The 24,029-nt window shown below is 65.8% G+C and carries 18 protein-coding genes and 1 pseudogene; 4 read left to right on the top strand and 15 right to left on the bottom strand.

Annotated features, from left to right (window positions below; all coding sequences use genetic code 11):
* Window positions 1–2: 2 nt before the first annotated feature.
* The 6 genes and pseudogenes from QPK27_RS13365 to QPK27_RS13340 all read right to left on the bottom strand — a co-directional run bounded on the left by QPK27_RS13365 (window position 3) and on the right by QPK27_RS13340 (window position 7,177).
* Window positions 3–1,100: a FemAB family XrtA/PEP-CTERM system-associated protein gene (locus QPK27_RS13365; protein WP_290418735.1), complete on the bottom strand. Its 1,098-nt coding sequence runs from the start codon at window positions 1,098–1,100 to the stop codon at window positions 3–5.
* Window positions 1,097–1,981: pseudogene (locus tag QPK27_RS13360) on the bottom strand (XrtA system polysaccharide deacetylase). The gene QPK27_RS13365 and the pseudogene QPK27_RS13360 overlap by 4 nt, the downstream one beginning before the upstream one ends.
* A gap of 3 nt (window positions 1,982–1,984) precedes the next feature.
* A complete protein-coding gene (locus tag QPK27_RS13355; protein ID WP_290418734.1) occupies window positions 1,985–3,085 on the bottom strand; it encodes an XrtA/PEP-CTERM system-associated ATPase in 1,101 nt (366 codons plus the stop codon).
* A gap of 16 nt (window positions 3,086–3,101) precedes the next feature.
* Window positions 3,102–4,655 (bottom strand): TIGR03016 family PEP-CTERM system-associated outer membrane protein, encoded by a 1,554-nt coding sequence (locus QPK27_RS13350; RefSeq protein WP_290418733.1) that lies wholly within the window; start codon window positions 4,653–4,655, stop codon window positions 3,102–3,104.
* Window positions 4,648–5,640, bottom strand: a complete 993-nt coding sequence (locus QPK27_RS13345; RefSeq protein WP_290418732.1) for an XrtA-associated tyrosine autokinase — start codon at window positions 5,638–5,640, stop codon at window positions 4,648–4,650. The genes QPK27_RS13350 and QPK27_RS13345 overlap by 8 nt, the downstream gene beginning before the upstream one ends.
* Window positions 5,641–5,662: 22 nt before the next feature.
* Entirely contained in the window at window positions 5,663–7,177 is a 1,515-nt protein-coding gene (locus QPK27_RS13340) for an XrtA system polysaccharide chain length determinant (protein WP_290418731.1), read from the bottom strand.
* A 436-nt stretch (window positions 7,178–7,613) separates the two neighbouring features.
* Here QPK27_RS13340 and QPK27_RS13335 point away from each other — a divergent pair, with 436 nt between their 5' ends.
* From QPK27_RS13335 to pepA, 4 genes are all read left to right on the top strand, one after another.
* Window positions 7,614–8,387 (top strand): serine protease, encoded by a 774-nt coding sequence (locus tag QPK27_RS13335; RefSeq protein ID WP_290418730.1) that lies wholly within the window; start codon window positions 7,614–7,616, stop codon window positions 8,385–8,387.
* A gap of 191 nt (window positions 8,388–8,578) precedes the next feature.
* Window positions 8,579–9,196, top strand: a complete 618-nt coding sequence (locus QPK27_RS13330) for an XrtA/PEP-CTERM system exopolysaccharide export protein (protein ID WP_290418779.1) — start codon at window positions 8,579–8,581, stop codon at window positions 9,194–9,196.
* A 178-nt stretch (window positions 9,197–9,374) separates the two neighbouring features.
* Complete coding sequence (locus tag QPK27_RS13325; RefSeq protein ID WP_290418729.1) at window positions 9,375–9,914, top strand: hypothetical protein; 540 nt, start codon at window positions 9,375–9,377, stop codon at window positions 9,912–9,914.
* 99 nt (window positions 9,915–10,013) lie between these two features.
* Window positions 10,014–10,889, top strand: coding sequence for a flocculation-associated PEP-CTERM protein PepA (pepA, locus tag QPK27_RS13320; protein WP_290418728.1), 876 nt, complete (start codon window positions 10,014–10,016; stop codon window positions 10,887–10,889).
* A gap of 143 nt (window positions 10,890–11,032) precedes the next feature.
* Here pepA and QPK27_RS13315 read toward each other — a convergent pair whose 3' ends face one another.
* From QPK27_RS13315 to icmF, 9 genes are all read right to left on the bottom strand, one after another.
* Window positions 11,033–12,133 (bottom strand): molybdopterin biosynthesis protein MoeY, encoded by a 1,101-nt coding sequence (locus tag QPK27_RS13315; protein WP_290418727.1) that lies wholly within the window; start codon window positions 12,131–12,133, stop codon window positions 11,033–11,035.
* Window positions 12,130–13,020: a ThiF family adenylyltransferase gene (locus QPK27_RS13310; RefSeq protein WP_290418726.1), complete on the bottom strand. Its 891-nt coding sequence runs from the start codon at window positions 13,018–13,020 to the stop codon at window positions 12,130–12,132. The genes QPK27_RS13315 and QPK27_RS13310 overlap by 4 nt, the downstream gene beginning before the upstream one ends.
* A gap of 105 nt (window positions 13,021–13,125) precedes the next feature.
* Entirely contained in the window at window positions 13,126–13,905 is a 780-nt protein-coding gene (locus QPK27_RS13305) for a GNAT family N-acetyltransferase (RefSeq protein WP_290418725.1), read from the bottom strand.
* Between the two features lie 122 nt (window positions 13,906–14,027).
* The gene (gene prsT, locus QPK27_RS13300) at window positions 14,028–16,802 is read right to left on the bottom strand and encodes an XrtA/PEP-CTERM system TPR-repeat protein PrsT (RefSeq protein ID WP_290418724.1); all 2,775 of its coding nucleotides are present in this window, start codon (window positions 16,800–16,802) and stop codon (window positions 14,028–14,030) included.
* A gap of 203 nt (window positions 16,803–17,005) precedes the next feature.
* Window positions 17,006–17,317: a hypothetical protein gene (locus QPK27_RS13295; RefSeq protein ID WP_290418723.1), complete on the bottom strand. Its 312-nt coding sequence runs from the start codon at window positions 17,315–17,317 to the stop codon at window positions 17,006–17,008.
* Between the two features lie 82 nt (window positions 17,318–17,399).
* Complete coding sequence (locus tag QPK27_RS13290; RefSeq protein WP_290418722.1) at window positions 17,400–18,674, bottom strand: hypothetical protein; 1,275 nt, start codon at window positions 18,672–18,674, stop codon at window positions 17,400–17,402.
* 4 nt (window positions 18,675–18,678) lie between these two features.
* Window positions 18,679–19,323 (bottom strand): hypothetical protein, encoded by a 645-nt coding sequence (locus QPK27_RS13285; protein WP_290418721.1) that lies wholly within the window; start codon window positions 19,321–19,323, stop codon window positions 18,679–18,681.
* Window positions 19,320–20,351, bottom strand: a complete 1,032-nt coding sequence (locus tag QPK27_RS13280) for a polysaccharide deacetylase family protein (RefSeq protein WP_290418720.1) — start codon at window positions 20,349–20,351, stop codon at window positions 19,320–19,322. The genes QPK27_RS13285 and QPK27_RS13280 overlap by 4 nt, the downstream gene beginning before the upstream one ends.
* A 167-nt stretch (window positions 20,352–20,518) precedes the next feature.
* Window positions 20,519–23,806, bottom strand: coding sequence for a fused isobutyryl-CoA mutase/GTPase IcmF (gene icmF / locus QPK27_RS13275; RefSeq protein WP_290418719.1), 3,288 nt, complete (start codon window positions 23,804–23,806; stop codon window positions 20,519–20,521).
* Window positions 23,807–24,029: the final 223 nt, after the last annotated feature.

The raw sequence follows: 24,029 nt of genomic DNA, 5'->3' as shown, positions 1-24,029 counted from the left end.
GCTTACCCCAGGTTGCGCACGATGAACGGGCCCATGAAGTTGGCGACCGGCAGCGGCAGCTTCTTCCAGACCTTGATGAACAGCTGGTACTTCGGATTGAGCGGATTGTTGTCCGGCAGCGCGGTCGACGCGTACAGCTTGTACTCGTACGGCAGCGGCGTGGCCTCGAAGCCCCAGTTCTTCTTGAAGTCGTAGGCGCCGGTACCGAGTTTGCTGCGGCCGAAGTCGAAGAGGCGGCAACCGCGGCTTGCCGCGGCCTGCATCAGGTTCCAGTACATGAAGTCGTTGCCGGCCACCGAGCGCGCCAGGTCCATGCCGCCGCCGTAGTAGGGCACGACTTCGTCGCGCCAGTAGAACGACAGCACCGAGCCGACCAGCTTGTCGTCTGCGGTATAGATCGAGCGCACCTCGCATTCGTCGCCGAAGGTCTTCTGCAGCAGGGCGAAGTATTTTTTCGGGAACACCGGGGTGCCCAGGCGCAGCACGCTGTGGGCATAGGCCGTGAACATATTGTCGACGTTGTCCTCGACCACGCCTTTCAGACCAAGCTTGATCCCCTTGCGCACCATCGCGCGCTGCTTGCGCGGGATGGCGTTCATATTGGTCTCGTCGTCGCCCGTGATCTCCTTGCGGAAGGTGACGTACAGTTCCTTGGTGTGCCAGCTGGCGTCGCCCGGGTGGGCGCGCTGCATGCCGCGGTATTCCAGGTGGCCGACGCCGAGCTTTTGCGCCAGTGCGTGGGCGGCGCCGTCGAGCATGGCGCGCGCGGCGTCATCGGTCGCCGCCACGCCGCCATACACGCAGAACGGCATCGCGCCCAGCGAGTGGCCGAACAGGCGGCTCTTGATCTCGGCCAGCGGCAGCACGCCCTGGATCTGGCCGTCCTGCTCGACGTAGTAGAACCAGGTCTTGATGCCGAACGACTGTTCGATCACCGGCTGCCAGCCCGACAGGTGGAAGAAGGTGGCGGACGGGCAGGCGCGCACGAAAGCGTCCCAGCGGGCGTAGTCCTGTTTCTGCAGCAGGTGCAGGGTCTGCGGGGCGGCGGCGGCGCTCGGGGCCGCGCGGCGCGCCTGCGCCGCGTCGAGGATGGCGTTCATGGCTTGTCCAGGAAGATGCGGTCCATGCGGTCCCATTTGAAATCGCGCGCCAGCAGTTCCAGGCGGCGCTCCATGCGCTCGATGTTCACGTAGTGGCGGAAGCGCGCCTTGGCGCCCAGGCCTTCGGGACGCGGCTGCTGCGGATCGATTTCCCACGGGTGGAAGTAGAACAGCGCCGACTCCTGGTCTTCGCGATTGACCTTTTCCATCATCCAGCGCGACAGGGCGTAGGGCAGCAGGCGGAAGTAGCCGCCGCCGCCGGCCGGCAGGTTGCGCCCGCCCATCTTGACCGTGGTGATCGGCACTTCCAGCAGGCCGTCCGGGCCGTTCGGATAGAAGGCGAAGCGCGGCGCATCCGGCATGCCGTAGTGGTCGTGCAGCACCGGATAGATGCTCGAGCTGTACTTGTAGCCGGCTTCGTGCAGGGCGTCCAGCGCCTACAGGTTGGCGTGGCCGATCGAGAAGCTCGGGGCGCGGTAGCCCAGCACGGCCTGGCCGCCGATGTCTTCCAGCAGCGCCTTGGCGGAGCGGATGTCGTTGTCGAATTCGGCGCGGCTCTGGTCCGAGGCGCGCAGGTGGCCGTAGCCGTGGCTGGCCAGCTCGTGGCCCTGCTCGACGATGCGGCGCACCATGGCCGGATAGCGCTCGGCGATCCAGCCCAGCGTGAAGAAGGTGGCGCGCACGCCGTTCTTCTCGAACAGCGCCAGGATGCGTTCCATATTGGCTTCGACGCGGCATTCGCGCGTCGGCCAGCTGGCGCGGTCGATGTAGGGGGCGAAGGCCGAGACCTGGAAGTAGTCCTCGACGTCGCAGGTCATGGCGTTGCGGATGCGTTCACCCGGTGCTGGGCGCGGCCGGGCTGCGGGAGCGGTCATTTGCATGGCTTATTCCTGGTGGTCCGTACGTTGTTCGGCGCGGTGGTCCGCATGGAGGGCGTTCTGGCCCTGGGGCGTGGCGACGATCTTCTTCAGGATCGACAGCACCGAGACGATCGATTTCTCGAGGCGCATCATGCGCTCGTCGAGGATCTCGACGCTGGCCGCGCGCCGGTCACCTACGCGCATGTCACCCTGGCGCGCGTCCCCAACGCGCATGGCGCCACGCTGCTCGCTGCCGTTGAGGCGCGAATCGTATTCGCTGTCCGGGTCCGGCTCGCCGATCGCGTCCGGCGCCTGGAATTCCTCGGCGATGTCGCGCACCACGTCGTTGATGTGCTCTTCGCTGAAGGCGTGCAGCTCTTCCAGGAAGCCCATCAGCAGCACGCGGTCCATCAGCGTGTTGGTCTTCCTCGGAATGCCGCCGCTGTAGGCGTAGATCGCGGCGTGGGCGCCGTCGTCGAAGGCGGGGTCGCCGTTCCAGCCCACGGTGGCCAGGCGGTGCTCGATGTAGGCGCGGGTTTCCTGCGCATCCATCGGGCCCAGGTGGTAGCTGGCGATCACGCGCTGGCGCAGCTGCTGCATGGTCGGGCTGTGCAGGGTGGCGCGGAATTCCGGCTGGCCGAGCAGGAAGGTCTGCAGCAGCGAGCGGTCGTCGGTCTGGAAGTTCGACAGCATGCGCAGCTCTTCCACGGTGCGCGCGTTCAGGTTCTGGGCTTCGTCGATCAGCAGCAGGGCGCGCTTGCCCTGGCGGTCCACGCCGCGCAAAAATTGTTCCAGACGATTGAGCAGCTCGGCTTTGCTGGCGCCTTCGTACGGCAGGCCGAAGCTCGACACCACCATGCGCAGCGTGTCTTCCGGATCGAGGCTGGTGTTGACGATGTGCGCCGCCACGATCTGGTCCAGCGGCAGGTGGCCCAGCAGGTTGCGCACCAGCGTGGTCTTGCCGGCGCCGACTTCGCCGGTGATGACGATGAAGCCTTCGCCCTGCGACAGGCCGTACTCGAGGTAGGCCATGGCGCGCTTGTGGCCCTTGGAGCCGAAGAAGAAATGCGGGTCGGGCCGCAGCTGGAAGGGCTTGGCCGAGAGGCCGTAATAGGATTCGTACATCGTGCTGGTTTTCCGATCAGTACTTCATGTTCAGGTAAGCCACCACCGCGTGTTCGGTGTAGTCGCGCCGGCCGACGTAGTCGGTGCCGCCGCTGCGCCGGCGCAGCTCGAGGTTGGTCGTCAGGTAGCGGCCGACGTCGCGGTTCAGGCGCACGTACAGCTCGCGCTGGCGCGTCTCGAGACCGGTGGTGAGCGACTCGCGCAGGCTGTAGTCGGCGCCGGCGTTCAGGCGCGAACGCGGGCCGACCCGGTACGAGAAGTTCAGGTTGGCGCCGTGCTGCCGCACGTTGTCGTTGAGCGAACTGAATTGGCTGCCCAGCAGCGCGCTGTCGCTCTGCTGGTCCGACAGCGCGATGCGTTCGCTGCGGTAGGCGCTGAACAGAGCGCTGCTGCGCCCGCCGCGCCAGGCCACCGAGGCGCGCAGTTCCTTCTGGCGCGCCCAGCGGTTGCTGAGGAAGTTGATGCTCTCGGCCAGGCTGGCCGGCAGGCCGTTGGCCAGCATGTAGGCGGCCACCAGGCGCTCGCGCTCGAGCGGGTCGGCCACCACGCTGTTGAACATGCGGTCGAGCATCGAGGCGGTGTCGATCGACGCCGGCAGCAGCGACTGGCGGCGCGACGAGGTGATGATGTCGCTGTACTGGACGTCCCAGGCCGTGTGGCGGCTGCGCAGCGTGGCCAGCAGCGAACCGGTCTGGCCGTACAGGTGGCGTCCGACCGAGGCTTGCACATTGGTGCGCGCGCTCGGAGTCCATACCCCGCCCACCGACCAGCTGCGGCCGGAACTGTCGCCGCCCGGGCCTTCGAAGTCGTACTTGTCGTAGCCGGCCGTCATGGTCGCGGCCCAGGCACGGTTGAACTGGTAGCGCAGCGAGCCGTTCAGGTTCTGGGACGACGATTCGCCGACCAGCTGGTTGTCCAGGTCCTGGCGCACGTAGTTCAGGCCCCAGCCGAGCGCCTTGGTCGAGGTGCCGCTGGCCAGGTTGAGCAGCACGGTGTCGCCGGTGCTGTTGCCGTACACATTGCGCAGGCCGCCGTCGACCGCGTCGCGGCTGTAGCGCAGCTGCATGGTGGCGTCGCGCCCGAAGCGCCGCACCAGGTAGGGGCTGACGCTCCACGACTTGACTTCGGTGGTGTTCTCGAGCGAATACGGATTCTCGTCGCCGCCCGGCGCGAACGCCAGGATGCTGCGCCGGGTGCGGCTGGCGGAGGCGTCCACATACAGCATCTGCTCGACCAGCGTGCCCTGCAGGTTGGCGGAATACGCGCGCCGGCCGTCGGACGGACGCAGCATGGCGTCCTTGTCGCTGTAGGCGTAGCGTTCCCAGCTGGCGACGGCGTCGACGTTCAGGCGCCGGCTCTTGCCCTTCACCGCCAGCGCCGGGCGCAGCTCGGTGATGAACTGCGATTCGGCCAGGTCGTCTTCGCGCAGGTCGACGTTGTCGGTCCAGGTGCCGCTCAGGCTGACGCTGGGCGTGACGTCCCATTGGGCGTGCGCCGGCGCCGCCAGCAGCATGGCGGCGGCCGCCAGCGGCAGCAGGCGCGGCAGGGCGACAGGCCGGCGTTCAGCCATAGTGATAATCATACGTCTCTTCGATGCCCGGGATGTCGCGGGTCTTGTTGTAGATGAGATTGACGTTCTCGAAGCCTTCCAGCTTGTGCAGCGCTTCCTTGACCGCATGCTGGGTCGTGGTCTGGGCTTCCACCACCACCACGATCTGGCCCATGTGGCTGGCCAGCACGCGCGATTCGCTGGTGAGCAGCAGCGGCGGCGAATCGAAGATGATGATGCGGTCGGGATAGCGGTTGGCCAGTTCGTGCAGCATCTGCGTCATCGTCGAGCTGGCCAGCAGCTCGGTGGCGCGTCCGGTGCTGGTGCCGGCCGGCAGGATCGACAGGGTGTCGACGTTGGTGCGCAGCAGCACGTCCTGCAGGTCGAGCTGGTCGTCGATCAGGCAATCCATCAGGCCGCGGTGCGCCGGCAGGCCGAGCGTGCGCAGCACCGAAGGACGCGCAACGTCGGCGTCGACCAGCAGCACGGTGTGGTCCAGTTCCATGGCGATGCTCATCGCCAGGTTGATCGAGCAATAGGTCTTGCCTTCGCCCGGCAGCGAGCTGGTGACCATGATCAGGTTGCCGGGATTGTCCTTCGGGCCGCGTTCGGCGAAGGCGCGCTTGAGCAGCGGGCGCTTGATGATGCGGAATTCTTCCAGCAGGTTGGTGCGTCCGCCGGCGGCGGTGACCATGCCCAGCTCGCGCATGCGGGCCAGGTCGAGTTCGACCTTGCGCGCGCCGCCGCGGGCCGACGCAGCCGGCGCGGCCGGTGCTTCGGCGAACACCGGCTCGGCGGCGGACTGCGCCGCAGGCTGTGGCGCGGCGGGCTGGGCCGCTGCCGGCGCGGTCGCAGTTGCCGGCGTTGCCGCCGGCAGTTCGATCACGGGCAGCGGCGCCTGGGCGCCGGCCTGCTCGGTTGCCGTTTCCGGTTTCGCGGAAACGACGCTGTTGGCAGCCTGGCGCTGCTGGTCGATGCGGCTGGCCGCTTTTTCGATAATGCTCACATGTGCTCCTTGGCCTGCGGCCTTACATCGGACGGACGAGGATGGCGGCGACGCCGGCGCCATAGGCGCCGAACAGCAGCACCACCGAGGCGGCCAGCGCCACCAGGCGGCGCTTGCGGCGCACGGTCTGCTCGCCGGTCCAGTTCATGCTGATCGAGCCCAGGATCGGGACGCCGGTGGTGTCGCGCAGCGACGCCTGGCTGAGGAAGGTCGGACGCAGCTGGCTCATCAGGAAGGCGCCCGCCAGGCCGGCGATCAGCGCGCCGACGAACACGACCGAGAACAGCTGCAGGCGGTTCGGGCCGGACGGCAGCGGCGGCGCGGTCGGCGGGTCGATCACGCGGAAGGTCAGCATGTCGGTGGCCGACGACAGGTCGCCCGACAGCTTGGCCGACTCGCGGCGCTCGACCAGGCGCTGGTAGTTCGAACGGTTGACTTCGTAGTCGCGGTTGAGCTGGGCGAGCTGGGCCTCGATCTCCGGCACCTGCTGGCTCTGCGAGCGCAGGGTGGCCACGCGGTTGCTGTATTCGGCCACGCGCGCCTGCAGCGAGGCCACGCGCGCTTCGGCGTCGGACAGCTGCACGTTGAGCTGCTGCAGCATCGGGCTGTAGCTGGCGCCCGGATCGCCGCTCGGCTTGATGTTCTTGGCTTCATCGGCCTTGCGCGCCAGCAGCTGTTCGAGCAGGCGTTTGTTGGCGATGATGTCCGGGTGCTGCTCGGTATACTGGGTGCGCAGGCTGTCCAGGGTCTTGTTGGTGGCGGCGATGCGCTCTTCCAGCGCCGGGTCGGTCGGCACCGGCAGCGCGCGCTTGCCCGGGCCGCCGCTGGTGTCGCCCGAGATCTGGCGCCGGATCGCATTGCGTGCCTGTTCCGCTTCGCTCAGTTCCAGCCGCGCCTGGTTCAGCGCTTCGTTGGTGGCGGCCATGCGCGCGCTGTAGTCGGCGCCTTCGCGCGGCAGCATGCCCATATTGCGCAGCTTGAATTCCTTGAGCGAATTCTCGGCCGCCGCCAGCCGCTCTTCATAGCCGCGGATCTGGTCGTCGATGAACTGTACCGCCTTCTCGGAATCCTGGCGCTTGCCGGTGTAGCTGCCTTCGACGAAGATGGTCAGGAAGGCCTGCACCACGTCCTTGGCTTCCTTGGCGCTGGCGCCGGTATAGGTGATGGTATAGATGTCGTCGCGCTGGGTGCCGGCCATCTTGATGCGCGAGGTCATTTCCTCGACCAGCTTGTCCATCTCGCGGCTGTTGCTCGCCTGGACGTCGAGGTCGACTTCGCGGATCACGCGCTCCACGTTCGGACGGCTGAGCAGGGTGCGGCGCATGAACTGCACCTGCTGGTCCAGGTTCGGCACCGTGGTCATGCCCGACAGCAGCGGCTTGAGGATGTTCTGGGTGTCGACGTAGACGCGCGCCGAGGCCTGGTACTGGTTGGGGAGCTTGAGCACGACGGCCCAGCCGGCCAGTGCGACCACCCAGGTGATCGCCACCGCATGCCAGCGATACTTGCCAATTGCTTTTAAGAAATTCAGAATCAAGGCTGTGATTTCGGCCATCTTAGGTCTCGCCAGTCACGGTCCGGCGGGGGCCGGACACAGTAGATAAAACACCCTGCATGATCGCTTGTAGAGTGAGCAATTGCAATTGCGTGCTGGAAAATTACGCAGTTACTAGCTCAAATACAAACGTCTTACAACACAAATTCTTTGTTGCAACGACAGATTTGCTATCGCTCCACGGTTTCTGAACGCATAGTGTTGCATTATCGCAAACAATCAACGCTTTTGCTCGTTGTAATTTGCGAAACTTTGTAACGACGTCAAACCCGATGTGAACGATGCAGAAGTGGATGAGGACAGCGCTGTTGATAGTTGCTGAAAATCAAACATGGTTATTGTAATGTTTAAAATTGGAAAGGGCTTGCACGATTGACGCAGCCCTGTATCAGGTGTACCGGATGAATGTGAATTGCCCATGAAACGACGAATCTTCCTCGGCCACAGCGCCTTGTTCCTCGCCGCCGGCGCCTTGGCGGCGCCGCTCGCCACTGGCGCCGCGCTGCCCGACACCGTGGCGCGCGTCAAGCGCTCGATCGTGGGCGTCGGCACCCATTTGCAGACGCGCAGCCCGGCGGTTGCCTTCGCCGGCACCGGCTTCGTGGTCGGCGACGGCCTGAGCGTGATCACCAATGCCCACGTGGTGCCGGACCAGCTCGACGCCGCGCGCAAGGAAACCCTGGGCGTGGTGGTGGGCGACGGCGCCGCGGCCGCGTTCCGCCCGGCCACCCTGGTCGCGCTCGACCGCGAGCATGACCTGGCGCACCTGCGCCTGGAAGGCGCACCGCTGCCGGCCCTGAACCTGGCCGAGCGCGAGGATGCGCGTGAAGGACAGGAACTGGCGTTCACCGGTTTCCCGCTCGGCATGGTGCTGGGACTGTATCCAGCCACCCATCGTGCGCTGCTGGCGGCAATCACGCCGGTGGTGCGGCCGTCGCTCAGCGCGCGCGGGCTGGATGCGCGCGCCATCGCCCAGCTGCAGCGGGCGCCGTTCATGGTATATCAGCTGGACGGCACGGCGTATCCCGGCAATAGCGGCAGCCCGGTGTACGACCCGGACACGGGCACGGTGCTGGCGGTGGTCAATATGGTGTTCGTCAAGGGCTTGAAGGAAACGGCGATCACCAACCCGAGCGGCATCACCTATGCAGTGCCGGTGCGCCACGTGCGCGCCCTGTTGCAGCGGCCGTAGGGCCCGGTCGTACGCCGATGGCGTAAGCAAGGTGTTGCGCTATGAACTAACAATTTCATTCGTGCACGGGGTTTCCAGAAAGACTCTGATATACAATAACGCTGTTTTGATGGTGAAATAACAATTTTTAAAATTGCAACCTGCAGCCGGCACGATGCCAGGCGCGGGCTCAAGGAGTCGAGGTGATCAAGATGACGCAGTGGATGAAACACGTGATGGCGGCCGGCGCCGCAGGCTGCCTGCTGTTGCTGGGCGGATGCGCGACGCCACCCGCTCCCAGCGCCGCGGCGCTGGCGCCGGTCAATCCCGACTACCTGATCGGCCCGGGCGACGCGGTCAACATCATCGTCTGGCGCAATCCGGAAGTGTCGATGTCGGTGCCGGTGCGTCCTGACGGCAAGATCACTACCCCGCTGGTCGAAGACCTGCCGGCCGCGGGCAAGACCTCGACCCAGCTGGCGCGCGATATCGAACAGGCGCTGGCCAAGTTCATCCAGCAGCCGGTGGTGACCGTGGTGGTGACCAACTTCGTCGGCAATTATGGCGAGCAGATCCGCGTGATCGGCCAGGCCGCCCGTCCGCAGGCACTGCCGTACCGCCGCGAAATGTCGCTGATGGACGTGCTGATCGCGGTCGGCGGCGTTACCGAATTCGCTGCCGGCAACAAGGCCAGCATCGTGCGCAATGTCGACGGCAAGCAGGAAAAACTGACCGTGCGCCTGGATGACCTGATCCGCGACGGCGACATCTCGGCCAACGTCATGATGCGTCCGGGCGACGTGCTGATCATCCCGGAAAGCTTCTTCTGATTTCCTGGCGATAAATTTACAGCCGGCATTCATTCTTACTGCTAATGCAATGAATGCCGGTTCGGTCGTGTCGCTATATTCCTGTTTATAAAGTAGTTTTTCCTATTGGCAATCCAAAGGCACGCTTCTTGCTGTGTCTTTACGGCCGCGCACGAAATGTTTTTCATGCCGGATTGCCATGGGCCTTGCTTGTCCCGAGCTTGCGGCGTATGGCTGCCTTATTTCGAGGACACCGCATGGCAAGCGCATCCACCCTGAATCCGCACACCCGCCGGCAGCGCTGAACGGCCACGGCGCGGCGCGCCGCCGCCTGGCCAAGGCCGGGCGCGCGGCCGAGCTGGAACTGACACGACCGCTGTTCTATACCTTGCGCTACCTGCGCCGGGTGCTGGGCGCCATGATCCCGGCAGCGACACTGGTGGCGGCCGAGGCCGGCCGTCCGAACTTGGCGCTGCTGGTACTGATGGACGCGCTGTTCCTGCGCGCCCTGCAGCCGCCAACCCCTGCATGCGGCGATCGCTTCAGCGGGGGCGCACGCGTCGTCTTGTCCATCCGAGGCAATTGGTTCCTCAGCCGCCTGTATTGTTATCTGGTCATCTATTCCACAAAGCTTTCATTTCACCGAAGCAAGATTTGGTGGTGTAAGCCCTGGAAACAGCTTGTAAACTGTCGGGAATTTTTACATAGCTCTTGTTTCTTCTCTAACTATCTAGTTTAAGTCTTTGATTTTAAAAGAAGTCGAAAAGCTGGCACGGGGATTGCTAATAGAAGGACGTGTGTGTGTGCAACCGATTAACCTAGAGCGAGGTAGACGAACATGAATTTCCTGAAGAAACTGGGCTGCGCTGCAGCTGTGACCGTGGCAATGGCTGGTTCCGCAAATGCAGATACCGTGATGAACGACTGGGTGTTCAACCCGGCAGGCACCGGCTTCGCCAACGGCGTCACGATCGGCGAATACCTGGACATCACCGGCAACGCATTCATCCAGCTGTCGGCCGGTTCGAGCGCCGGTAGCTTCAACTTCCGCGAACACGCCGTGTTCGCAGTGCCTTACGGCGACAACCAGCAGACCGGTTACTTCAACCAGCTGAATCCGCGCGGTAACATCACCGCCACCTTCGAAGCATCCGGCACCGGCACCTTCGGCGGCGCCTTCAGCTTCACCGGCGGCACCATCAAGATGTACCAGTCGGACACCAACCAGTTCACCTCGACCAACGGCATCTACGGCGCCAATGTGGGCAACCTGATCGCCGAATTCGAAGTCCTGCCAGGCGGCGGCGGCACCGTCGACGCCAACGGCAGCCCGACCAACAACGGCCAGGTCAGCGTGACCGCGCGCGCCGTCGAAGGCGGCCTGGCAGCTGGCTACTTCTTCCGTGGCAACGGTAACGACCTGTCGATGGAATCGGTCCTGTCGTTCGCGTTCACCAACGCCAACACCCTGGCAACCCCACGCGGCAACCTGGTGTCGGAAGTCGCTTGCCAATTCGCCGGCTTCAGCGGTCCTGGCTGCGGTTCGGGCAGCTACGCCAATGCTCCTGGCCAGTACTTCTTCGTTGGCAACAACGGTCAGTTCAAACTGGGCGAGCAACTGGCTGAAGTGCCGGAACCAGGCTCGCTGGCCCTGTTCGGCATCGCCATGCTGGGCGCTGGCGTGATCAGCCGCAAGCGCGCCAAGAAAGCCTAAGCTTTCTCCAGCGTGAATGAAGAAGAGCGGGCATTGCCCGCTCTTTTTTTTCGTCTGTTGTTTTGTGCCGGTTCTTGTCGCTGCTCGCGCTGACGGGCGCAAAAAAGGCGGGCCGCAGCCCGCCTCGTTCCTGCCGCTGTTGCTCAATTCACCAGCAGTTCGGTCAACGGTTTGCGCTTGGAGCGCGCCTTCGGCGCCGGACCATAGCCCAGCCGTCCCATGTAGACCGGATGCAGCGCATCGGTGAACACCAGCTCGGCCGTCTGGCGCTCGAGCTTGCGCGCGTATTCCCACAGGCCCGGCTTGGCAGTGAAGCGGTCGTCGTTCTCGCGCACGTATTTCGAAAAGATCAGCGGGGTCATCTCGGGCTGCATGTACAGCCCCAGATTGGTCATGCTCAGCCAGAAGCGCTGCAGCGCGCGGCCGGCGGCGACGTAGTCGTCGATCGTCTGTGGCCTGCTGCGCGCCTTGAGCACGAAGTGGGCGGCGCAGGCCAGGCCCGGCACCAGGTCCATCTGCAGGCGCGGCGCCCAGGTGCCCATCAGGGTGTTCACGACCGACATGCGGCCCCAGCTGCCCATGGCCCATTTCATCAGCTTGAGCGTGCCCGGATCGACGCCGAGCGCGCGGTCCGGCACCCGGTGCGTGCTCTCCCAGGCATTCCAGTCGATGATCGAGCGGTGGGTCTCGAACGCTTCCGGCATGGTCAGGCGCAGCCGGGCGTTGTCGAACATCAGGCGCGCCGCTTTCCATTTCGGGCCGCTGCCTTCGATCCAGGCCAGTTCGTAGCCGTCGCCGACCGCCGCCTGCAGGATGCGCTTGTGCTCGTCCGTCAAAGGACGCGTGCGCATCGGCCGGCGCTGCACGGTGCGCTTTTCGATGGCCGCGATCAACGGGTCGGGCGCCAGGCCGGGTTCGGGCACGAAGCGCGCGTCGAATTGCAGGCGCAGCGGTTCGGCGCCGTTGGCCGGCGCCGCCGCCGTGGGACGGCGCGTGATCTCGGCGCGCAGGCCGAGGCCGGTGGCGGCAATGGCGATCGTCTCGAGCAGGGCGCCGAAGGCGATCTGGCTCGGGTGGCCGTCGCGGTCGTAGACGCAGTGGTCGCGCGTGTCGTGCGCGTGCACCACCAGGTGGTCGGGCGCGGCGATCTCGAACGCCCAGGTCTGCATATTGTCGCCGCTGGGCGCCCAGCGCGCCAGGTCGGCGATCCTGTACGCCGGGCTGTCGGTGTCGGGCGCGCTCATGCCGCCGCTCCCGCCGCCGCCAGGTCCTTGGCCAGCTGGCGCTTGCCGACCGCGATCATCAGGCGGTGCAGCGGATTGCGGTTGCCGCCCGGACGCCAGGTGCGCACCACCTTGTTGCGGTAGGCGTCGAACTGCACGCCGCAGGGCGCCGCCAGCACCTTGCCGCGTCCCAGCAGGATCTTGAGCGCCTCGGTGCCCATCACGCCGGCGCACAGCTGGCAGGCCATGATGGTCGAGGGGCCGCGCCGCTCGACGAAATTGACCGCTTCCGGCACCACCAGGTAGGGCCGGTGCAGGCCGGCCGGCGCCAGCCCGACCACGAAGTGCACCGCCTTGTCGGCGTCCGAGGCCAGTCCGTCCCAGCGGAAGTATTCCTCGAAGGTCATCCCGCCCGGCAAGAAGTTGAGCAGGGCCGCGCCCATGCCCAGCGGCGCCACCGTGGTGGCCGGGATGCCGAGCCGGGCGCAGGTGGCGAAGGTGTCCTTGCGCGCCTGGAAGGCGAAGAAGTCGAGCGCGTCGACGTACAGGTCGACGTCTTTCAAAAAGGCGTCCAGGTTGCCGGCGTCGATGCCTTGCGGGAACACCTCGATCTCGATCTCGGGATTGATGTCGCGCGCCATGCGCGCCATCACCTCGACCTTGGGCTGGTCCAGGGTCGACATCATGGCGCCGACCTGGCGGTTGAAGTTGGCGACGTCGAAGGTGTCGAAATCGGCGATGCGGAACTTGCTCACGCCCAGGCGCGCCAGGGTCAAGAGGTGGACGCCGCCGACGCCGCCGCCGCCGGCGATGGCGACCCGTTTGTTGCGCAGCTGCTGCTGCTCGGCCGGCGTGACCCAGCCGATGTTGCGGGCAAACGCCTGCTCATAGCGAAATGGTTTCGTCATGGTGAAATAGAGATGTGCTGCGATGGTGATCTGGTGCGGCGGCGCGATGGTGCGTGCACTGGAAATGGCGAAACGATACCGCGGCCTTGACAGCCGCGGCGCCATTCAGACTGCCTGGTGTTCGTCGATCCGGCGCAGGCGGCTGATAATGCCTTCTTCTTCGCGCGCCGAAAAGAAATACGGATAAAACGAGCGTTCGCTGGTGTCTTCGGCGAAGGTGCCGCCGAATTGCCTGATCTGCTCGGTGACATAATCGAGGCCGATGCGCAGCAGGTAGGCCGGCGCATTCACGCGCGGATTGGTTTTCATTTCGCCTTCGCGCTGGAAACCGAGCATCTGCTGGTAAAAGCGGCGATGGCGCGGATTCACTTCGATCACGATATCGGTGCAGCCGTGGATATCGCGCGCATAAATCACGGCCAGGTGGAACAGATTGGCCAGCGAGGCTTTCGAGCGCACCGACGGGTCGAACGCGAGTTTGGTGAATTCGCACAGCTTGGCGCCACGTTGACGGTGGATGTCGAGTTCTTCGCGGAAGATCTGGTCGGCCATCAGGCCGATCTGAGTATCCAGTCCGATCGTCAGGGTGCCCACCACGTCGCCCTTGTCGGTCGCGGTCAGCGTAATGCGGTTCGGATCATCCGTCAGCTGGTGCGTGCCCGCATAACCGCGCCACGCATACATCTTGTTCACCAACATGCTGGCCGAATTGCGCCCATTCGGCGTATCGGTAAGCCGGATTCCATACGAATCTTGGTTCACGATAACATCCTCAGTTTCTAAGTCCGCTATCTTATCCCGGTCCTCAGCAATGTGAGTGTTCGATAGAAATTCGGCGGCGGAGCCTTCCGGCTCCGATTCCATGCGGTTCGCTTGATTGGTCATGGCAGGAAATCCTCGGTTCCACCACCCGCCGCCAAGCGGGTGGCGTTTTGGCGCAATGCCGCGCTTTTGATGCCAGTCCGTGCGCGGTCCTGTCGATTTTTTTCTACTGGGATACTAGTCGGTTACAGGGTTTTTAGCAACGAACGCGCGTCCTCGATCTGGGCGAACGGTTTGTTCTGCGCCAGCAGCGCTTCGAGCTCCTTGCGCGCGCCCTGCTTGTTCCCCGCCTTGCTCAGGCCGACCGCCAGGTGATAGCGGATGTCCAGCGCCGTCGGCGCCGCGGCCGCTGCTTTTTGCAGCAGCGGCACGCCGCGCTCGACATTGCCCTGCTCGACCAGCAGCCAGCCCAGGGTATCCATCACCGCCGGGCTGTTGGCGGCCAGTTTGTAGGCCTGCTCGGCGGTGGCCAGCGCGCGCGGATCGTTTTCCTGCTGCTGGGCCCAGGCCAGGTTGTTCAGGGCCGGGACGTTGTTCGGATGACGCTTGACGATCTGTTCCAGGATGCCGACGGCCGGCTTGAACTGCTTGGCCGCCAGGTGCATCTCGGCCTGGAACATCAGCGCCTGCGGATCGTCGGGATGCTTTTTCAGCCAGTTCGCCACGCGCGCCTGTGCTTCCGCGTGCTTGCCTTGCTGGCGCAGCACGCCGGCGCTGCGCACGACCAGGCCCGGGGTCGGCTGGATCGCGAACGCCTTGTCATAGGCGGCCAGCGCCTCATTCGGCTTCTTCATCGCCAGGTGCAGGTCGCCTTCCAGCAGGAAGCCGGTCGGGGCATCCGGTTTTTCCTTCTGCACCTCGCGCGCCAGGGTCAGCGCCTCGTCGGTGCGGCCGCGCCGGATCGCCAGTTCGATCTGGGCAATGCGCGCCTGCAGCAGGTCGGGCTGCAGCGCCACCGCACGCTTGAGCGCCTCGGCGGCGGCGCTGTCGTTCTTGAGCAGCGCCTGGGTCTGCGCCAGGCGCATCTGCGCCAGCGCCGACTTCGGCAGCACGTTGATCAGCTTGGTATAGGTATCGAGCGCGCCGCCGGCGTCCTTGTTGGCCAGCTGGGCCTGACCCAGCAGGTCGAGCACGTCGGGGTTGGTCGGGTGCTGGGTCAGCTGGTTGCGCGCCAGCGTCAGCGCCTTCTGTTCCTGCTTGGTGTTCAGGTAGTGCCCGCCGAGCTTGATGGCGGCCGCGACCGCGTCCGGGTTCTCGGCCTGGGCCTTTTCCAGCAGGCGGGTGGCTTCTTCGGGACGGTTCTGCAGCATCGCCAGTTCGGCCAGGCCGACCATGGCGCCGAAGTTCTTCTTGTCCTTTTCCAGCAGCGCCTCGAAACGCTTCTTCGCGTCCTCCGGCTTGTTGGCGGCCAGGTCCAGGCGCACCAGCTGGGTCACGGCCGGGAAGTAGGTCGGCTGCATCGCCACCGCTTTTTCCAGCGCCGCGCGCGCGGCGTTCTGGTCACCCTTGGCCAGGTGCACGGTGGCGATCATGTTCAGCGGCGCCGGGCTGTCCGGCTGCAGCGCCTGCAGGCGGCTGGCGGCGTCCAGCGCCTTGTCATAGTGCTTCAGGCCGGTTTCGGCCTCGACCAGCGCGCTCAGTGCGGCCGGCGACTTGGGATCGAGCTCGGTGGCGCGCTGCAGGTCGGCGATCGCCGGGCCGGGCTGGCCCTGGTTCAAACGCGCCAGGCCGAGCGAGGTGCGCACCACGGCCGCTTCCGGCGCCAGTTTCGCGGCCTGCTCGAGGTAGCCGGTGGCCTTGCCGAACTCGCGCGCCTGCATATACGACTCGCCGGCCAGCGCCAGCAGCTGGGCGTCGGCATTACCCTTTTCCAGGGTCGGCGCCAGCACCGCCACCGCGTCGCGCGGCTGGGCGCTCTTGAGCAGCGTCTGGGCCAGCAGCTTGCGTGCGTAGACGTTGTTGGGGTCGTTGTCCAGGTACTTGCGCAAGTGCTGCTCGGACTGCTGCAGCGAACCCAGGTTCAGTTCGACCGCGCCAGCCAGCAGGATGCTCGGCATGTGTTCCGGCGCCGCCTTCAGCACCTTCTGCAGCGCGTCGCGCGCCTGCGCGTGCTTGCCCTGGCTGTAGTCGAGCAGGGCCTGGGCATAGGTCGCCAGCAGCGAATTCGGGGCGGCCTTGCGGGCCGCGTCGATGTCGGCCTTGGCCAGGTCGTACTTGCCCTGGTTAATGTGCAGGTAGGCCTGCTCGATGCGGGCGTTGACGTCGTTCGGGCGCAGCGCGATCACCTTGTCGTAGGCGGCCAGCGCTTCGTCCGGCTTGTTGGAGGCGCGCAGCATGGCGCCGCGGAAGTTCCAGACGTCGGGATTGCCGGCGTCCTTCTCGGTGGCGGCGATCGCGTACAGCTCGGCTTCTTCGCGGCTGCCGGCGAGCATGGCGTGGCGTGCCATGCCGGTCAGGGCAGCGCCGTTGTTCGGCGCCAGCGCCAGCGCCGCCTGGTAGGCTTCCTTGGCTGCATCCGGCTGCTGGGTGGCCAGCAGGGCGTCGCCGCGCAGCGCCAGCAGCGGCGCCGACTTGGCCACCGTCTCCGGTTTCAGCTCTTCCAGCGATTCCTTGAACTTGCCCTGCTGCTGCAGCGCGCGCGCCAGCAGTGGCAGCACCTGTTCCGGGTTGGTGCCGAGGCTGGCCGCGCGGCGCAGTTCCTTGTCGGCCGAGACCGCGTCACCGGTTTCCAGGTACAGCGTGCCCAGCTGCAGGCGGGCGTTGGCGTCGTCCGGGCTCTTCGCGACCGCGTTCTTCAGCTGGATCAGGGCGGCTTTCAGGTCTCCCTTTTCCTGGTATTGCTTGGCCTCGGCCAGCAGGGTCGGGGTCGACTGGTCGCGGCTGCAGCCGGCCAGTCCAAGAACCAGGGCGCCGGACAGCAGGGCGGCGGTGAGAGTAGGGATCGAAACGTGACGCGGCATGGCTTCCTCGGTTGGTCTGGATGTCGTCCGGAAAGTGGACGAGTTTCCTCGACAACAATAATACCCGAAGGAATTCATGTAGAACCGCACAAAACGGAACAAGTGTTGCAAATGCGATGCGTTACATGAAAAGGTCATTTCCGGGTGGCAAAATTAACGTTTGCCAGCGGCCGTGACCGTGCATCAAGCCCTTGTTTCGGCCTTCAGCCGCCGTCGGGTTTGCGCAAGCGGCTGAGCAGGGCTTCGACGTTGTCGCCCACCGGCAAGCCATGACGGCGCAGCAGCTGCACGTGCAGCACCAGGTTTTCCAGCACCAGCTTGGCCGACACCGCCAGCAGCGTCATGAGGCGGTCTTCGGCGCTGAAGTTCTCCATCGACGCCGCCATCTCGCACAGGTGGCCGGCCACCAGCAGGCGCAGTTCGTGTTCGGGAAAGGGCAGGTCGGCGAAGTCGATCGGATCTTCCTGCTCGACTTCGGCCATCAGGGCGGCGAGTTGTTCCGGCTGGATCGGCATGGGGACCCTCGAATGAACGCGACCGCTCCATTCTACGGCAGGGCGGCGGCCGGCGGCCACGTGCCGGCACAGTCCAGGTGACTTATTTGGTCGAGGCCGGGGCGCCGCGGCGCGCCAGCGGCAGGCGCGCGCCGACGGCGCCGGCGGCCTTCTTCAGCATCTGGCCGACGTCGCTAAAGAAGGGGCGGGCGTCCAGCAGCGAAAACACATAGTAGCGGCTGCGCGGACGCACGAAGCCGCCCAGGTAGCCGAGCAGCTCGGGCAGGCGCCGGAAGCGCAGGTTTTTGTCGGCGATTTTGTGTTGCGCGAACAGGATGCGCAGCAGGCGCTTGGTCTCGGGCAGCATGTAGCGGCAGCGCACGCCGCTACGGTAGGCCGGGGCCGTGATCGGCTGGCGCCGTCCCCACAGCGTGTGCATCATGCTCGGGAAGCGCGCGCCGGCATGCCAGGCCAGCGGCAGGCTGCCCCAGAAGCGGCCGTTCACCTCCATCAGCGCCGATTCGCCGGTGGCCGGATCGTGGCGGTACTCGACCATCGCGATGCCTTCCCAGCGCAGTTCGCGCAGCAGCGCCACCGACTTCGCCATCTGTTCGGCGTGGGCGCCTGGTGGCAGCGACTCGCACATGCTCGAGAAGCCGCCTTCCGGCGGCCACTCGTGCACGCGGCGGTGCTGGAAGGTGTACTGCGGCTGGCCATCCTTCATCAGCACGAACTGGCCCAGGCCATAGCCGGCGCAGTATTCCTGCACCAGCGGATACACGCCGGCGCGCTCGTAGGGGGCCAGGTAATCCAGCAATTCCCGGGCCGAGTGGCAGTAATGGGTCTTGTCCAGCGCCAGCCCGGCCGCGCCCAGGCGCGCCGCCACCTCGTGCGGATTGGCCCATTTCAGCACCACCGGGAAGCGCAGTTCGGCGCCCAGTTGGCGCACTTCGGCCAGCGAGGCCGGCTGCCCGGTGCGCGGGGTGCGGATGCCGACGCGGGCGGCGGCGGCGTAGGTCTGGTCCTTGTTCAGCACCGAATCCATGCGCGCCTGGTCGGCGAACATGATGGTGAAGCCGGCCAGGCGTTCGCGGTGGCGGTTGAGCAGGGTGATGTCGCTTTCGGACACCGCGAACAGGCAGGCCGGGCCCAGCTCGGCGCCGAGCTGTACCAGCTGCTCGATGAAAGCCTCGGCGTCGCGCGCGCGCACCAGAGGGCGCGTGACGAAGCGCGAGCTCAGGCCAAGCGCAGTCGCGCTGCGGCCGATGCCGACCACCGGCACCCCGGCCTGGCCCAGGTCGCGCACCACGGTCAGGCCGATCGGGGTGTCGACGCCCACCACCACGGCGGGCAGGATGCGTTCAGCGGCTGCGCTCATGAGCTCAACCCTGCGGCGCCATGGCGGCGGCGGGCATGGCATCCGCGCCCGCCGCGCTTGCGCCCTGGCCTTGCCCTTGCCCCTCAGGGGCGCGCACGTGCGGCAGCGCCTGCGCCAGCCGCTCCACCGCCAGTTCGACGCGCTTGAAGCAGGTCTCGAAATACGGGGCGCACAGCGTGTACGGGTCGTGCAGGTGCGGCATCGGCGGCCGGCCCCACAGGCCGAGCAGGCTGACGTGCACGTCGCGGCGGCTGCCCAGCAGGCGGCGCAGCTTGTGCGCCTGGCGCACTTCCATCACCAGGAACAGGTCGCCCGGCTGGATGGCGAAATCCTCGAGCGCGCAGGCGCGGTGCGCGCTCATGTCCACGCCCAGGCGCGTGGCCGCGGCCAGCGCCGGCTTGGGCGAGGCGTTGCCGGTCCTGGTCGACAGCCCGAGCGAGGCCACGTGCATGCCGAGCCGGTTGGCGATCATGTGGGCGTAGGCGCTGCGGCAGATATTGCCGTGGCAGACGAACACCACGCGCCGCACCGCGGCCGGGTCGCGCAGCTTGAACGGGGACAGGCGGCCGCTGGCCAGTTCGGCGTAGCCGAGCATGGTGCGTACCAGGCCGCGGAAGGTGCCGAAGCGATGTCGGATGAAAGTCTTCATGATGCCCTGGCGGGTTGCCGGCTCAGGGCCCAGCGCCCGTACTTGTCGTAGATGACCTGCTCGGCCATGCGCGGCACGCTTTGCAGCAGCGAGACGTCGAGCAGGATGTTGCGGTCGGAAGTGGTGGCGTCGGCATCGAGCGCGTGTACCAGGCCGCAGGCCTCGAAGCGGTCGTCGTTCTGCTGCAGCCAGGCGCACAGGCGGCGCAGGCGCTGCTGCGTCACGTGGTGGGCGCGGGTGCGGGTCAGCGCGTAGTCGCCCCAGTGGATGTATTCGAACGGGTGGGTCAGGATCACCACCGTCGGGATGCCTGCCGCACGCGCCTTTTCCAGCAGCGTGCGCGTTTCGCCGAAGCTGGTGCCGGCGATGGTCAGCGACTTCATGTGCTTCCTGCTGCCCAGCGACCAGTCCGAGAACGACAGCACCGGGCATTCGACCACGCCATGGCGTTCGTGGTGGCCGCTGTACAGGCGGTAGTCGGGGTCGCCGCTGTCGAAGATGGCGGCGCCGATGTTCGAGCTGTAGGGGATGCCGACCTGGGCCAGCGCCTTGTACAGGGTGGCGTCGTGCTGCAGGTTGCCGCTGCGGAAAGCCTTCGGCTTGTGCAGGCCCCATTCGGCGAAGGTGGCGATGCCTTGCCCGATCAGTTCCACCGACTCTTCCAGCGGGCGGTCCTTGAAGTCGTCCATGCGCTTGGCGGTGCGTGCGCGCTCGCGCCAGTCGTCGTGGCGGAACACGTTCCAGCAGGGATGGGTGTGCAGCTCGACTTCGTGGCCGGCGTCGGCGATGCGCTGCGCGATCGGGCGCATCGGATCGTGCTTGAAGTAGTTGCGCTGGACGGTCTCGACGAAGAAGGTCGCCTGCACGTCGTGGCGCTGAAAGGTGTCGAGCATGAAGCCCAGGCCTTCCGAGCGGTCCTGGACGTTGCAATACACGTTTTGTTCGGCAACCGGATGGCGTGCGGCGTCCGCGAACGCGCCGCCGATCGTGAATTCGGTGTCGATGGTGATGCAGACGCGGGTACGCATGACTGCCAAAAGATTAAGAAATTGACGCGATGTTACCACGCGTCAAAGTCAGGGGTGCGTTCTTATGGAAATGGCAAGCGTGTTGTCATGCTGATACCACATTGGCGTGGCATCCGGACACTGCGCACGCGCCGGATGCCTGCCGTCATGCCGCTGTCGTACATCCCTTACATATTGCGCCGGTACTGCCCTCCCACCTCGAACAGCGCGGTCGTGATCTGACCCAGCGAGCATACCCGCACCGCGTCCATCAGACGCGCGAACACGTTGTCGTTGTCGATCGCGGCCTGGCGCAGCGCCGCCAGCGCGGCCGGGGCTGCATCGGCATGGCGCGCGTGGAAGGCGTCCAGGCGCTGCAGCTGCGATTGTTTTTCTTCGTCGGTCGAGCGCGCCAGTTCGATCGTCGCCGGGGCGTTCGCTCCCTTCGGGTTGCGGAAGGTGTTGACGCCGATGATGGGCAGCGAGCCGTCGTGCTTCTTGTGCTCGTACAGCATCGACTCTTCCTGGATCTTGCCGCGCTGGTAGCCGGTCTCCATCGCGCCCAGCACGCCGCCGCGCTCGGCGATGCGCTCGAATTCCTGCAGTACCTGCTCTTCGACCAGGTCGGTCAGCTCGTCCATGATGAACGCGCCCTGGTTCGGGTTCTCGTTCCTGGCCAGGCCCCATTCGCGGTTGATGATCAGCTGGATGGCCAGCGCGCGGCGCACCGATTCGTCGGTCGGGGTCGTGATCGCCTCGTCGTAGGCGTTGGTGTGCAGCGAATTGCAGTTGTCGTAGATCGCGATCAGCGCCTGCAGCGTGGTGCGGATGTCGTTGAAGTCGATCTCCTGCGCGTGCAGCGAGCGGCCCGAGGTCTGGATGTGGTACTTCAGCTTTTGCGAACGGTCGTTGGCGCCGTACTTGTCGCGCATCGCCACCGCCCAGATGCGGCGCGCCACGCGGCCCAGCACCGTGTATTCCGGGTCCATGCCGTTCGAGAAGAAGAACGACAGGTTGGGCGCGAAGTCGTCGATGTGCATGCCGCGCGCCAGGTAGGCTTCCACGAACGTGAAGCCGTTCGACAACGTGAAGGCGAGCTGCGAAATCGGATTCGCGCCCGCTTCGGCGATGTGGTAGCCCGAGATCGACACCGAGTAAAAATTGCGCACGCCGTGCCTGACGAAGTACTCTTGAATGTCGCCCATCACCTTCAGCGAGAACTCGGTCGAGAAGATGCAGGTGTTCTGGCCCTGGTCTTCCTTCAGGATGTCGGCCTGCACGGTGCCGCGCACGGCGGTGAGCACCCAGGCGCGGATCTTCGCCACTTCTTCGTCGTTCGGGGCGCGGCCCTGCTCCTGCGCAAACTTGTCGATCTGCTGGTCGATGGCGGTGTTCATGAACATCGCCAGGATGGTCGGCGCCGGGCCGTTGATCGTCATCGACACCGAGGTCGACGGACTGCACAAGTCAAAACCGTCGTACAGCACCTTCATGTCGTCCAGGGTCGCGATCGACACGCCCGAGTTGCCGACCTTGCCGTAGATGTCGGGACGCAGCGCCGGGTCGGCGCCGTACAGCGTCACCGAATCGAAGGCGGTGGACAGGCGTTTCGCGTCCATCCCGGTCGACACCAGTTTGAAGCGACGGTTGGTGCGGAAGGCGTCGCCTTCGCCGGCGAACATGCGGGTCGGGTCTTCGCCTTCGCGCTTGAACGGGAACACGCCGGCGGTGTAGGGGAAGGCGCCGGGCACGTTTTCCAGCATCAGGAAGCGCAGGATCTCGCCATGGTCTTCGAAGCGCGGCAGCGCCACCTTGCGGATCGGGTTGCCCGACAGCGTGGTGTGGACCAGGCGGGTGCGGATTTCCTTGTCGCGGATTTTCACCACGTGCTCGTCGCCCGCATACGTCTGCTGCAGCTGGGCCCAGGACGCGACCAGTTCCTTCGCTTCGCCGCTCATGGCGTTGTCGCGCCCGGCGATCAGGTCGTCGAACGAGACCTCGCGCCCGGCCGCGGCCAGCATGCGCTTCGCTTCGCTCAGCTGCTGGCGCTCGCGTGCCAACGTCACCTGCTTGCCCACGTTGCGGTGGTAGCCGCGCACCGTGTCGGCGATTTCGGCCAGGTAGCGCGCCCTGCTAGGTGGCACGATCACGTTCTTGCCGCTCGAGTACTTCTGGCCAGGGGCCTGCAGGCTGCCCGGCAGGATCTTGAGTCCGAGTTCGGCCAGCTTGGGCAGCAGACCGTGGTACAGGGCGGTGACGCCGTCGTCGTTGAAGCGCGAGGCCTGGGTGCCGTACACCGGCATCTGGTCGGGCGACTGGCTCCACAGCTCGCGGTTGCGCTGGTATTGCTTGGCGACGTCGCGCAGCGCGTCCTGGGCGCCCTTGCGGTCGAACTTGTTGATGGCGATGAAGTCGGCGAAATCGAGCATGTCGATCTTCTCGAGCTGGGAAGCGGCCCCGAACTCCGGCGTCATCACGTACATCGAGGTGTCGACGTGCGGCACGATGGCGGCGTCGCCCTGGCCGATGCCGGAAGTCTCGACGATGATCAGGTCGAAGCCGGCCACCTTGCAGGCGGCGATCACGCCAGGGAGCGCCTGCGAGATCTCGGAGCCGGCGTCGCGCGTGGCCAGCGAACGCATGAACACGCGCGCGTTGCCGTTCCACGGATTGATCGCGTTCATGCGGATGCGGTCGCCCAGCAGGGCGCCGCCCGACTTGCGGCGCGACGGGTCGATCGAGATCACGGCGATGTTCAGGCGGTCGTCCTGGTCGAGGCGGATGCGGCGGATCAGTTCATCGGTGAGCGAAGACTTGCCGGCGCCGCCGGTGCCGGTGATGCCCAGGGTCGGCGCCGCCAGCCGGTCGGCCAAGTCGACGATCTCCTTGCGCAAGGCCGGGGCGGCCTTGCCGCTTTCCAGGGCCGTGATCAGCTGCGCCAGCGGGCGGTGGCGCGCAGCCATGTCGCCTTCGCGCAGCGGCGCCAGCGAGGCTGGGGCGTAGCCGGACAGGTCGACGTCGCAGGCTTCCAGCATCGAGCGGATCATGCCCACCAGGCCCATGCGCTGGCCATCCTCGGGGCTGAAGATGCGCGTCACGCCGTAGGCATGCAGTTCCTCGATCTCGTGCGGCACGATCACGCCGCCGCCGCCGCCGAACACCTTGATGTGTGCTCCGCCGCGCTGGCGCAGCAGGTCGATCATGTACTTGAAGTATTCGACGTGCCCGCCCTGGTAGCTGGAAATCGCGATGCCCTGCGCATCCTCCGCCAGCGCCGCAGTGACCACCTCGTCGACCGAGCGGTTGTGGCCCAGGTGGATCACCTCGGCGCCGTTAGACTGCAGGATGCGGCGCATGATGTTGATCGAGGCGTCGTGGCCGTCGAACAGCGAGGCGGCGGTGACGAAGCGGACCTTGTTGGCGAGGGCGGGCTGCTCGGGAAGCTCGAGCCGGGCGGCGGACGTGATGTCGTTCATGGAAGGTCCCTGGATTCGGAGAGGACGAGGATGCTGGTACGGTATATGACGTTAACGTTAACGTCAAGCACGGGTCGCGCATCCGGATGTTCGCCGCAACAAGCCAGCCCGGCCTTGCCAGAAATGCAGTTCTATCTTGGTGGCAACATTTAGTTATATCAGGTAATGTGGCGCTTATACCGCGTGCATAAAGGCGTCCTGCGGCGCCATCGACAAGAGACGA

This window comes from Massilia sp. YIM B02443 (assembly GCF_030411955.1).
Classification (GTDB): Bacteria; Pseudomonadota; Gammaproteobacteria; order Burkholderiales; family Burkholderiaceae_D; genus Telluria.
Note: the sequence above shows the minus strand (reverse complement) of the source record. Positions and strands in the feature narration are given on the sequence as shown.